The sequence below is a fragment of the Isoptericola sp. NPDC057559 genome, from assembly GCF_042801555.1.
Classification (GTDB): Bacteria; Actinomycetota; Actinomycetes; order Actinomycetales; family Cellulomonadaceae; genus Isoptericola.
Genome location: NZ_JBHVFQ010000001.1, coordinates 149,914 through 161,741 on the forward strand (window position 1 = coordinate 149,914; position 11,828 = coordinate 161,741).

Consider the following 11,828-nt stretch of genomic DNA (forward strand, 5'->3'; position numbering starts at 1 on the left):
TGGCGAATCCTGCGCGCAGGTTGAAGAATTCGGGGCATGGAGCCGGCATGGACGCCCTGAACCGACGCATCGTCGGGCACCTGCTGCGCGACGGGCGCGCGACCTACGCCGACATCGGCGCCGAGGTGGGCCTCTCGGCGCCCGCCGTGAAGCGGCGCGTGGACGTCATGCTGGCGCGCGGCGAGATCACCGGGTTCACGGTGCGGGTGGCGCCCGAGGAGCTCGGCTGGGGCGTCGAGGCGTACGTCGAGCTGTTCTGCCGCGGCAACGTCTCCCCCGCCACGCTGCGCCGTGACCTCGCCACGATCCCGGAGATCGTGCGCGTCGACACCGTCACGGGCGAGGCCGACGCGATGGTGCAGATCATGGCGGGCGGCATGGCCGACGTGGAGCGCACCGTGGAGGCCATCCGCGCCAGCGCCCGGGTGGACAAGACGCGCACGTCGCTGGTCATGACCCGCGTCATCGACCGGCCCGCGCGGGCCGGGTCCCCGGCCGCCGAGCCCGGCTCCACGGCGCCTGCCGCGACGACGCCCACGAGCGAGGCGTGACGTGCGGGCGGGCCGCCGCGCCGCCGGCCTGCTGGCCGCTGCCGCCGTGGCGCTCGCGACCGGCGCGGCGTGCACCGCCCCCGACGACGCCGACCGCCTGCCCGACGACGTCGCCGGGCACCTCAGCGCCGAGCTGCGCCAGGAGCGCACCCAGTACGCCGACCGCCGCGCCGTGGTGCACGTGACGAACGGGTCGGGCAGCACGGTGACGCTGGTCGGCGGCACCCTCGACGCCCCCGGCTACGGGCCGAGCAGCCCCGACGGCCACCACCGCCCCCGCACGCTCGCGCCCGGCGCGGGCCGCGACGTGCGCATCCGGCTGGGCGACGTCGACTGCGACGCCGCCGCCCCGGAGACGCTGAGTGGCGCGGACGCCCAGACGACGCCCGTCGCGACGGCGACCGTGCGGCTCGTGCCGGGCGAGGCGAGCGCCGCCCCGGGCGCCGACGGCGGCTCGGGCGACACCGGCACCGCCGTCCGGGTCGACGTCACCGACCCGCTCGCCCGCCTCGCCGCCGTGCACGCGGAGACGTGCGCCGAGCGGCTCGTCGCCTCCGGGCTCGCGGTCCGCGTCACCGACGTCCGCGCCGCGCGGGTACGCACCCCCGACGGCGTCGTCGACGGCGGGCGCGTCACCCTCGCGGTCGAGCCCGTCCCGGGCGGCCCCGACGTGCGGCTGCTGCAGGTCGCGGGCACCACCCTGCTCTCCCCCGCCGCCGGGCACGCCTGGTCGGGCGACGACCTGACCCCCGGCGCCGACGGCCGCGTGGTGCTCGACCTCGTGCCCGCCCGCTGCGACCCGCACGTGGTCGCCGAGGACAAGCGCGGCACCTTCCTGCCCGTGCATGCCGAGGTGGACGGCGCCCGGCAGCCCGAGGTCTACGTGCCCATGACCGACGAGCAGCGCGCCGCGACCTACGACCTCGTGCACGACGCCTGCGGCTGGGACTGAGCCCCGAGCACATCACGCGCCGCCGCGAGCGGGTGAAATCTGCGCGTCCGCTCCTCTTATTGAGGCCGCATCAGTAGTCTCCCTCCAGACCCGTCGACGGCGACGGGCCACGGCGCGCGCCGTGCCGTGACCGCCCTGCGTCGACGACGACGCGGACCGGAGTGAGGCCCCGATGAACCCGAATCCCCCCGTGCCGCGCCGCGCGCACGCGCCCGCCCTCTCGGCAGCCGCCGCCGTCGCAGCGCTCGCGATCGCGGCGCTCGTCGCGCTCGTGGTGCTCGTCCTGCTCGACGGCAAGGTGGCCGACGGCACCACGCGCCTCGACGCCGGCGCCGCCCAGGTCGACGACGGGGCGACGCGGCTGTCGGACGGCAGCACGCAGGTCGCCGACGGCTCCCTCGAGCTGTCCGACGGCGCCGGCACCCTGTCCGCAGGTGCCGCCCGCCTCGTCGCCGGCACCGGCGACCTCACCGCGGGCACCGCCCGCCTCGCCGACGGCACCGCCGACCTGCGCGACGGCCTCGTGGACCGGCTCCAGCCCGGCACCGTCGAGGCGCTCGCCGGGATCCAGAAGCTCCACGCCGGCACCGTGAAGCTGCACGACGGCGGCGCCACGCTCAGCGACGGCGCGGCCGAGGTCGCCGGGGGCGCCGTCCGAGCGCAGGATGGGGCCGACCGCCTTGCGGCCGGCGGCGCGAAGCTCAAGGACGGCGCGGCCGTCCTCGCCGACGGGTCCGCGACGGCAGCAGGCGGCGCCGGTGCGGTGGCGAACGGCAACGAGGCCCTCGCAGACGGCGCGACCACGCTCGCCGATGGCGCCGGCGACCTGGCTGACGGCACCGGGCAGGTCGCCGCCGGAGCGAGCTCGCTCTCGGACGGGACCGACCAGGTCGCAGGAGGCACCGAGGCCGTCGCTGAAGGGAACCGGCAGCTGGCCGACGGGATCGACCGGCTGGTCGGTTCCGGTGGCGAGCTCGCCGACGGGACGAAGAGCGTGGCGTCGGGTGCTGCCACGGTGGCGGAAGGTACGTCTGCACTCGTCGACGGGACCGGAACGCTGAAGAGCGGGAGCCGTGCGGCCGCCGACGGAGCCTCCGGCGTGGCGGCGGGCGCCGCGGGGCTGGCCCAGGGCATCACGCAGGCCGCAGGCGCGGGCCGCTCGCTCGCCGACGGGCTGGAGTCCGTCGACGGCGGTGCCGGCCAGGTCGCGGCGGGCACCGCCGGCCTCGCGTCCGCGCTCGCCGACCTCGCCGCCTCGACGGAGGACCCCGAGCTCGCCGCGACACTGCGAGGCCTCACCGCCAAGGCCGAGGGCGTCTCCGCTGGCGCCACCCAGGTCGCCGTCGGGGCAGGCGCAGCGCGCGACGGCGCCACGCGGCTCGCCGGCGGGTTCGACGGCGAGGAGGGCCTCGTGGCCGGGGCGACGGCCCTGCAGTCCGGGGCGCAGTCGGTGGCGGACGGGACGGCAGCGGTCGCGTCCGGCGCCGAGAAGCTCGCCGGAGCCGCGACCCGCCTCGACGCGGGCGCGGAGCAGGTCAGCGCGGGCACCGTCCGGGTCCGGGACGGAGTCGTCGCCCTCCTCGACGGAGGTTCGAAGCTCCAGGCCGGCGCGGCCTCGACTCGCGACGGCGCGACCCGGGTGGCTGCCGGAGCGGCACGGGTCAACGTCGGTGCCGCGGATCTCGCGACCGGCGCGAGCAAGGTCGACACCGGAGCGGGTGCCGTGGCTCTGGGCAACAGCACGCTCTCCGACAACGCCTGGCTCCTCGCCGACGGCGCGAGCAAGGTGGCCGACGGCACGCGTCGGGTCGCGGGCGGCAACGCCGCCCTCGCCGACGGCAGCGCCAAGGCCGCCGACGGCGCGGCGGAGCTCGCCGGCAAGCTTCCCGAGCTGGTGGACGGGTCGGCGCGGGTGTCCGACGGCGCGGCGACCCTGACGGCCAAGCTGGGCGACGCGCAGGCCGGCGCGCTCGAGCTCGAGGCGGGCCTCGACAGGCTGTCCGAGGGCGCGAGCGACGCCGCGATCGGCATCCGCAAGATCGACACCGGCGCCCAGGACCTGGACAAGGGCGCCGTCGAGCTGGCCGACGGCTCGACCGTGCTCGCGGACGGGGCGGGCCGCCTGGCCACCGGGGCCACCCAGCTGTCCGACGGCAGCCGGGACCTCGCGGACGGGGCGGCCACGCTCGCGGCGGGGACCACCGAGCTCGCCGACGGGACCGGCACGATGAAGACCGAGGTGGAGGCCAGCCCTGCCGGCGGCGCGGCGCTCGGCGGCGGGATCCTCCTCGCCCTCGGGCTGCTCGCGGCGGTGGCCGCCGCGGCGCTGCACATCCGTCGTCGCGCCTGACGGCGGACGCTGGGGAAAGACCGGACGGCCCGGTCCGTCGCTCAGGGGAGCGTCGGGCCGGGCCGTCCGGGCGTCAGGCAGGTTCGGCGTCAGGTCAGAGACCGCCGAAGATGACCTCCCACAGGCTCTTCACGCGGATCGTCGTGGTGGTCGTGGCCGCCTCGGTGGCGTCGTCGCCCGAGTAGTGGAGCTCCACCTCGACGGTGCCGGGCTGGAACGGGCCCGCCCACAGCCGGGCGGCGCCCTTCTTGCTCAGCGTGTCGGCGTCCACCTTCTTGCCCTTGACGGTGGCGGTGACCTTGCCGGTCGGCCTGCCGTCCGGCGTGGTCACCTTGACGTCGATCCGTGCCGGCTGGAGCCAGGCGACCACCGTCTTCGGGGCGTCCACCGTGAGCGTCGGGGTGGCCTTGGCGGGCTTCGTCACCTCGATCGGCACCGTCACCTCGGTGCCCGTCGCGGCGCCCTTCAGCGTGAGGGCGGTCGCGCCGGCCGGGGTCCCGGCGGGGAGCCGGACGGAGACCGACGCGGTGCCGATCGTGTCCTCGGGCGTGGTGCCCGCGGCGGTCGTCACGGCGGCGGTGCCGAGCACCGTGTCGCCGAGCGACACGGTGAGCTCCGGGTCGGTGACGTCGCCCGGGGCCGACATCGACCAGGAGGAGACGTCGAAGGCGACGGCGTCACCCGGCGCGTACGCCTCGGGGGCGTCGGCCGGGAACGAGACGCCGACGGCGCGCTGGCTCGGGTCGACGGCGAGGGCGCCCTCGGCCGTGTGCGACGCCATGTAGTCGACGAACGCCGCCAGGTCGGCCTTGCCGGTGTCGCGGGCGCCGGAGCCGTCGGCGAAGGTGCGGAAGTTGTCGCCGCCCGAGGCGAGGAACGAGTTCACCGTGACGGAGTACGACGCGGCCGGGTCGAGCGCCGCGCCGTCGAGCCACATGCCGGTGATGCGGTCGCCCTCGGCGCGGTTCGCGTCGAAGGTGTAGGTGAACCCGTCGGAGACGCCGAGGCGCAGGAACGGGCGCGACGGCACGTTGCCGTCCGCGTCGCGCTGCCACTGCTGCTCGAGGACCGTCTTGATCTGCTCGCCCGTGAGGCTCATGTTGACGAGCGTGTTGGCGAACGGCTGCACGGCCGCCGCCTGCTTGTACGTGAGGGTGCGGGGGAAGGCGCCGGTGCCGGTGCCGACCATGTCGGCGCGCAGGCCGCCCGGGTTCATGAACGCGATCTGCGCCGCGCCGGACTCCTGGGCCTCCGTGGCCCACCGCTGCACCTCGGCGACGAGGTTGCCGAGCGTGGACTCGCCGCCGCGGTTCTCCGCGCCCGAGGACAGCTTGGCCCGGTTGAAGGCCCCGCCGATCTGGCCCAGCGGCTCCGCGCCGAGCACGTCGGCCTCGGCGACGGCGTCCGACACGATCGACGTGACGGCCGGGTCGGCCGGGTAGTTGCCCGCCAGCGGCAGGACGGCCGTCGTGACTCCGGCGACGTCGCCGGTCGCGGCGTCCACCGAGTACACGAGCTTGTTGAGGTTGTAGCCGTACTGGCCCGCGGAGACGACGGGACGCTCCGTCACGGCCCGGCCGGCCCACTCGGCCACGGGGAACTTGCAGTCGTACGCGAGGTGCGTGTGCCCGGAGACGATCGCGTCGACCTCGGGGCTGACGTCGTTGACGATGTCGGCGAACGCGTTGTCCGCGGTGGGCATCGCGGCGCAGTCCGTGGACTCCGCGCCCTCGTGCACCAGCATGACGACGACGTCGGCGCCCTCGGCCTTGAGGTCGTCGGTCTCCTCGTTCACCGAGTCGACGATGCCGCGGACGTCGACGTCCGCGATGCCGGCCGGGCTGACGAGCGCCGGCAGCTCCTCGGTGACGGCGCCGACGAAGCCGACCTGCACGTCGCCGAAGTCCTTGATCCAGGTGGCCGGGACGGCGTCGTCGCCGGTCGCCTTGACCTTGAGGTTGGCGGCCACGTACTGCCACTGGGCGCCGCCGTACGGGTTGGTCTCGGCGTCGTAGGGCGCCATCACGCGCTGGAGCAGGTCGTCGTAGCCCTGGTCGAGCTCGTGGTTGCCGACGGCCGACACGTCGAGGCCCGCGGCGTTGAGGGCGTCGATCGTGGGCTTGTCGTGCTGGATGAAGGACTCGAACGTCGAGGCGCCGATGAGGTCGCCCGCCGCCGCGAAGACGGTGTTCGGGTTCTCGGCGCGCAGCTGCTTCACCGCGCCGGAGAGCACGGCGGCGCCGGCCTCGGTGCCGTTCGCCTGGATGCGGCCGTGGAAGTCGTTGGTGGCGAGGATCTGGACGTCGACGATCGGGTCGGCGCTGGCGGACACGGCGCCGGCTGTGGCGATCCCCGCGAAGGCGAGGGTCACGCACGCGACGCCGGCGGTCCGCCGGCGAGCGAGAGGACGAGACACAGACATAGGTGCTCCTGGGTGTGCGGAGGTATCAGGGGCACCGTAGCGGCGGCGGGTGACGCCGGCGCGGCTCGCGGGGTAACGATCAGGAAACCGTGGCCTCCGCGGGGGCCGGGGTCGCGACCTGCTCGACGACCGGCTCGCTCAGGTGGCCCGTGCGGCGCAGCCACCACTCGGCGAGCAGCGTCGTCAGGGGCGGCACCGCGGCCGCGAGCGCCACCAGCGCGCGGAACCAGCCCCAGCGCAGCTTCACCGCGGCGACGAGCGCGACCACCACGTACGCGACGAACGCCGCGCCGTGCAGCCGGCCGAACAGCCAGACGCCCGCGTCCGTCGTCTCGGTGACGTACTTGAGGAACATCCCGACGAGCAGGCCCGCCCAGGTGAACGCCTCGATCACGGCGATCACCGCGTACACGCGGCCGGTGCGGGACAGGGGCTGGCGGGCGGGCGTCGCGGGCGTCGCGGGCATGGCTGACCTCTCGTGGGACGGGCGGTGGCGCCAGTCTGCCCGACGTCGGCGCCGACCCGGCGCGGGGAGGTGACAGCCCGTCCTGACCCGCGCCGGACCCGTGCGGGCTCAGCCCAGCGGACCCAGGGCGTCGCGTCGGTCGGTCCCCGCGAGCGCGGCCGCGAGGGCGGGCTCGTCGAGCGCCTCGACCAGCCGCTTCTCCTCGTACCGGAAGTGCGTCTCCATCACCGCGTCGATGCCGTCGAGGTGGCGCTCCAGGGTGGCGGCGTCGGCGTCCGCGTCGACTGCGCGGGCCAGCTCGCCCAGGAGGTGGTCGAGCATCGTGTGGTCGCGCTTCAGCTCGGCGACGACGCCCGCGAGGTCGGGGCGCAGGTCGAGGAGGGCGGCGAACACGCTGGTGTCCTCGCCGCGGTGGTGGCCCTCCAGCGCCTGGCAGAAGCCGTGGCAGTACAGGCCGAGCAGGCGGCGCGGGTCGGGCGACGGGGCGGCTCCGCCGTCGTCGACGGCGACGTCGGCGGCGTCGACGGCCCCGCGGGCCACCTCCAGGGCGTCGCGCAGGCGGGCGTGGACGGAGCGCAGCTCCTGCCCCCAGGCGACGAGCCGCGTGGTGTCGGACGGCGCGGGCGCGGCGGGCGCGGTCGGCGTGGTGGGAACGGTGGACGGGGTGGGGTGCTCGGGGTGGGGAAGGGTCACGGTGCGCCCGAACCTAGCAGCGGCGGCGCCCGGGGGTACGGTGACGGCCGTGCCCGACGCCCTCCCCACCGCAGACCGCCCCGCCGACCGCGCCCCGGCCCCGTCCGACGTCCCGCTGATCGGGGCGCCCGAGGCCGACCTGCTGCACGTCATGAGCCTCAACGTCCGCTGCGCCATCGACGACACGGTGCCCGGCACGCCGGACCACTGGCCCGACCGCGCGCCGCTGGTCACCGCGCTGCTGGCGCGCGAGCGCCCGACGCTCCTCGGCGTCCAGGAGGCGCATTTCGCCCAGCTCGTGACGGTCACCGGCGCGCTCGGCGACGACTACCGGTCGGTGGGGCACGGCCGCGAGGGCGGCGCCGCCGGCGAGCACTCCGCGATCGTGTACGACGCGCGCCGCCTCACGCTGCTGTGGTGGGACCAGTACTGGCTGTCGGACACGCCGCGGCTCGCGGGCTCCACCTGGGACCACCAGTGCCCGCGGGTGGTCACCTGGGCGCGGTTCCGCGACGAGCGCACGGGCCGCGAGCTGCTGCACGTGAACTCCCACCTCGACCACGAGTCCGGCGACGCGCGGGAGCGCGGCGCGCGGGTGGTGCGCGCCGAGATCGAGGCGGCCGGCCTGCCGGCCGTGTTCACCGCGGACACCAACGCCCCCGCGGGCCGGTCCGCCCCGTACGACGTCCTCGTCACCGAGGGCGGCCTGCTCGACACGTGGCTGGACGCGGCCGACCGCCACGGGCCCGACGTCGGCACGTTCCCCGACTACGGCGCGCCGCAGCCCGGCGGCGAGCGCATCGACTGGATCCTCACGACCCCGGACAGCGAGGTGCACGCCGCGGCGATCAACACGTGGACGCGCGACGGCCGCTGGCCCAGCGACCACACGCCCGTGCAGGCCCTGCTGCGGCTCGCCTGACGTCGGGCCGACGACCGGGCGACGAGCGGGCGACGAGCGGGCCGATGAGTCCGCCGGGCCCGGGACGTCCACCCGTGCATGACCCGAGGAACGGCACCTGACATCGGACCCGCCGACGGCGACGCGCTCGGCCCCGAACGGTTCGCCGCCGACGGCGACCTGCGGCTCTGCTACCAGGCCGCCGGGGACCCCGCCGACCCGACCGTGCTGCTGGTCGGCGGCGTCGCGTCGTCGATGGACTGGTGGCCGGCGGACCTGTGCGCGGCGCTCGCGGCCCGAGGGCGCCACGTCGTGCGGTACGACCACCGCGACACGGGCCGGTCCACCACCCGGCCGCCCGGCGCGCCGGGCTACACGGACCGGGACCTCGCCGAGGACGCGCTGCGGGTGCTCGACGAGCTGGGCGTGCGCCGGGCGCACCTGGTGGGCCTGTCCATGGGCGGCGCGATCGTGCAGAGCCTGGCGCTCGAGCACCCCGACCGCATCGCGTCGGCGACCCTCGTCTCCACCACCCGCGCCGTCCGCGGCCCCGACGACGCGGACCTGCCGCCCGCCGCGCCCGAGCTCGACGGGCTGTGGGACGGCCCCTCCCCCGACCCGGCGGACAGGGCCGCGCTGGTGGACGCCGCCGTCGCGGAGGAGCGCGCGCTGACCGGGCGCGGCACCTTCGACCCGGCCCGCGCCCGCGCCGTCGCCGCCCGCGCCGTCGGGCGCGCGACCGACCCCACCGCCGGGACCAACCACTTCGCCGCCGAGCCCGGCGCCCCGTTCGCCGGCACCCTCGCCGACGTCCGCGTCCCGACGCTCGTCGTGCACGGCACCGAGGATCCCCTGTTCCCCGGCCACGGGGCCGTTCTCGCGGCCGCGATCCCCGGCGCGCGGCTGCTGCTGCTCGACGGCGTGGGCCACCAGTCGCCGCCGCCGTCGTCGTGGGACGTGCTGCTGCCGGCGCTGGTCGAGCACACGAGCCGGTAGCGGGAGCAGGATGGGCGCCATGTCCTCCCTCACCCTCACCGCCTGGGGCCACGCCGCCCTCCGTCTGGAGCGCGACGGGCGCGCGCTCGTCGTCGACCCCGGCACGTTCACCGACCCGCGTGTCCTCGACGGCGCCGACGCGGTGCTCGTCACCCACGAGCACGTCGACCACGTGGACGTGCCGCGCCTCGTCTCCGTCCTCACCGCGAGCCCCGGCCCGGAGGTGTGGGGCCCGCAGGTCGTCGTCGACCTGCTCGCCGAGGCGGGTGCGCCGGCCGCCCGGCTGCACGCCGTCGCCGGCGGGGACGCCTTCGACGCGGCCGGGTTCGCCGTCCGGGCCCTCGGCGAGCGGCACGCGACCGTCCACCCGGACATCACGCCGCCCGCCAACGTCGCGTACCTCGTGGACGGCGTGGTGCTGCACCCGGGCGACTCGTTCACCCCGCCGCCCGCGGGGACGCGCGTCGAGGTGCTGGCCCTGCCGGTGGCCGCGCCGTGGCTCAAGGTCGCGGAGTCCGTGGACTACGCGCGCCAGGTGGGGCCCCGGACCGCCGTCCCCATCCACGACGCGATCCTCAACGACGCCGGCAAGGCGCTCGTCGACCGGGTGGTCGGCGGCCTCGCCGGCGACGTCGGCTACCGCCGCCTCGCGCCCGGCGACGCCCTCGAGGTCACCGTCCCCTGATCTCCGGTCAGGCCGGGCTGAGCGGCACGACGTCGGCCAGCGGGGCCTGCAGCTCCGCCGCCCCGCCGGCAGGGCGGAAGCCGAGGGCCACGTTGATGGCGAGCATCGGCGCGTTGGTCTCGTTGTTCCAGGTGGAGATCCGCCGCGTGCCGGGTCGGACCCGCGTGTGCTCGCGCAGGTTCACCGCCTTGAGCAGCATGCCGAGTCGGTGCCCGCGGTGCTCGGGCAGCACCACCGTGCTGTCCTGCTCGGTGAGCTCGGGGCGGTCGTGCGCGAAGACCAGCAGCGTCATCCCGGCGAGGGTGCCGGTGGCGACGTGCTCCGCGACGGCGACGAGGCCGCTCTTGCCGCGCTCGGCGCGCTTCGTCTCCTCGTCGCGGATCCGCCGTCCGTCCCACTGCTCGGCCTCGAGCTCGAGGCCCCCGTTCGGCTCGTCCTCCGACAGGCTCCGCTCCAGGCCCGCGAGCTGCTCGACCCACCGCTCCGGCGCCGGGTCCTGCCAGGTGTGCACGCGATACGCGTCGCCGGCGTGGGCCGCGGCGTCCGCGACGAAGCGGTCGACGACGTCGTCGGGCAGCGGCACGTCCAGGACGGAGCGGCGGGCGACGAGCTCCAGCGCGAGCCCGGCGCGCCGGGCGAATCGCATCCCCGGGAGGTCGGCCGACACGTGGCCGTCGCCCTCCTTCGGCGCGAGCGCGTCCGGGGCGCCCTGCGCCGGCTCGGCCGCGAACTCGACCTCCGCGAAGACCGTCGTGCGGCCCTCGGTGAGCGCGACGCGACGCAGCCGGTCCGCGATGGCGGAGCCGATGCCCCGGCCGCGGTGCGAGGGCAGGACGGCGATCCGCGGCACGGCGAGGTGCCGGTTGTCCGTCACGGGCAGCATGAGCACGCCGTGCCCGACGACCCGCGGGGCGCCGTCCGCGCCGTCCTCGACGGCGACCAGCCGGTGCCGGCGCACGTGCCCGGGGTGCAGGTCGCCCACCAGCATGTCGAGGGCACGGGGCGGGAGGTCGTCGTGGCCGAGGTCGGCGAGCGCGACGGCGCGCTCCAGCGCGGCGACGCCGTGGTACGCCCAGGCCTCGGGCGCGTCGAGTCTCGCGGCGGACGGCGGCTCGAGGAGACGCCACGTCGGCGGGGCGGCGGGGGTGCTCATCCCTCCACGGTGCTCCGCCCCGCGGGCCCGGCGCCATGCCTTTTCGACCGTCTGCCGTCGCGTGCCGGGCGCCGCGGCGCGTAGGGTGCCTGACCGTGACGACCGAGACCCCCCTGCCGGTGACCACGGGCCGCCTGGTCCTGCGCGCGCACCGCGCCGAGGACCTCGGCCCGCTGCTCGCCTACTACGCCGACCCCGCCGTGGCCCGCTACCTGCTCGAGGAGCCGTGGACGCCGGAGGTCGCCGAGGCGCAGCTCGCCAAGCGTCTCGCCCGCACCGCGATCGACGAGCCCGGCTCCGCCCTCGCCCTGGTCGTGGAGCACGACGGCGCGGTCGTCGGCGACGTCGCCCTGTGGACGACGGGCGACACGGTCTCCCGCGGCGAGATCGGCTGGGTCTTCCACCCCGACCACACCGGCCAGGGGTACGCGACCGAGGCGGTGCGCGCCGTCCTCGACCTCGCGTTCGGCTTCTACCGCATGCACCGCGTGGTCGCGCAGCTCGACGCCCGCAACGAGGCGTCCGCCCGGCTCTGCGAGCGCGTCGGCATGCGGCGCGAGGGGCACCTGCGCCAGGACTGGTGGTCCAAGGGCGAGTGGACCGACACCCTCGTCTACGGCGTGCTGAAGGGCGACCGGGCCGCCTGACCCGCCCGGGGT

General features: G+C 76.5%; 11 protein-coding genes. 7 read left to right on the top strand and 4 right to left on the bottom strand.

Annotated features, from left to right (window positions below):
* The first annotated feature begins 47 nt into the window (after positions 1 to 47).
* From ACFU5J_RS00625 to ACFU5J_RS00635, 3 genes are all read left to right on the top strand, one after another.
* Positions 48 to 551: an Lrp/AsnC family transcriptional regulator gene (locus tag ACFU5J_RS00625; RefSeq protein ID WP_430577459.1), complete on the top strand. Its 504-nt coding sequence runs from the start codon at positions 48 to 50 to the stop codon at positions 549 to 551.
* 1 nt (position 552) lies between these two features.
* Positions 553 to 1,503, top strand: a complete 951-nt coding sequence (locus ACFU5J_RS00630; RefSeq protein ID WP_430577460.1) for a hypothetical protein — start codon at positions 553 to 555, stop codon at positions 1,501 to 1,503.
* A 172-nt stretch (positions 1,504 to 1,675) separates the two neighbouring features.
* The gene (locus tag ACFU5J_RS00635; RefSeq protein ID WP_430577461.1) at positions 1,676 to 3,853 is read left to right on the top strand and encodes a hypothetical protein; all 2,178 of its coding nucleotides are present in this window, start codon (positions 1,676 to 1,678) and stop codon (positions 3,851 to 3,853) included.
* A 94-nt stretch (positions 3,854 to 3,947) separates the two neighbouring features.
* Here ACFU5J_RS00635 and ACFU5J_RS00640 read toward each other — a convergent pair whose 3' ends face one another.
* The 3 genes from ACFU5J_RS00640 to ACFU5J_RS00650 form a co-directional block, all read right to left on the bottom strand.
* Positions 3,948 to 6,224 carry a bifunctional metallophosphatase/5'-nucleotidase gene (locus tag ACFU5J_RS00640; RefSeq protein ID WP_430577462.1) on the bottom strand — a complete coding sequence of 759 codons (2,277 nt, stop codon included), beginning with the start codon at positions 6,222 to 6,224 and terminating at the stop codon, positions 3,948 to 3,950.
* A 130-nt stretch (positions 6,225 to 6,354) separates the two neighbouring features.
* Positions 6,355 to 6,741, bottom strand: a complete 387-nt coding sequence (locus tag ACFU5J_RS00645; protein WP_430577463.1) for a DUF3817 domain-containing protein — start codon at positions 6,739 to 6,741, stop codon at positions 6,355 to 6,357.
* Positions 6,742 to 6,849: 108 nt separating this feature from the next.
* Positions 6,850 to 7,434, bottom strand: a complete 585-nt coding sequence (locus ACFU5J_RS00650) for a hemerythrin domain-containing protein (RefSeq protein ID WP_430577464.1) — start codon at positions 7,432 to 7,434, stop codon at positions 6,850 to 6,852.
* Positions 7,435 to 7,483: 49 nt separating this feature from the next.
* Here ACFU5J_RS00650 and ACFU5J_RS00655 point away from each other — a divergent pair, with 49 nt between their 5' ends.
* From ACFU5J_RS00655 to ACFU5J_RS00665, 3 genes are all read left to right on the top strand, one after another.
* Positions 7,484 to 8,356 (top strand): endonuclease/exonuclease/phosphatase family protein, encoded by an 873-nt coding sequence (locus ACFU5J_RS00655; RefSeq protein ID WP_430577465.1) that lies wholly within the window; start codon positions 7,484 to 7,486, stop codon positions 8,354 to 8,356.
* A gap of 78 nt (positions 8,357 to 8,434) precedes the next feature.
* Positions 8,435 to 9,331 (top strand): alpha/beta fold hydrolase, encoded by an 897-nt coding sequence (locus ACFU5J_RS00660; protein ID WP_430577466.1) that lies wholly within the window; start codon positions 8,435 to 8,437, stop codon positions 9,329 to 9,331.
* 19 nt (positions 9,332 to 9,350) lie between these two features.
* Complete coding sequence (locus ACFU5J_RS00665) at positions 9,351 to 10,016, top strand: MBL fold metallo-hydrolase (RefSeq protein ID WP_430573378.1); 666 nt, start codon at positions 9,351 to 9,353, stop codon at positions 10,014 to 10,016.
* A 7-nt stretch (positions 10,017 to 10,023) separates the two neighbouring features.
* On the opposite strand, the gene ACFU5J_RS00670 is transcribed toward ACFU5J_RS00665, so the two are convergent.
* Complete coding sequence (locus tag ACFU5J_RS00670) at positions 10,024 to 11,169, bottom strand: GNAT family N-acetyltransferase (protein ID WP_430577467.1); 1,146 nt, start codon at positions 11,167 to 11,169, stop codon at positions 10,024 to 10,026.
* Positions 11,170 to 11,264: 95 nt separating this feature from the next.
* On the opposite strand from ACFU5J_RS00670, the gene ACFU5J_RS00675 reads away from it, so the two are divergent.
* Positions 11,265 to 11,816, top strand: a complete 552-nt coding sequence (locus tag ACFU5J_RS00675; RefSeq protein WP_430573380.1) for a GNAT family N-acetyltransferase — start codon at positions 11,265 to 11,267, stop codon at positions 11,814 to 11,816.
* The last annotated feature ends 12 nt before the right edge of the window (positions 11,817 to 11,828 follow it).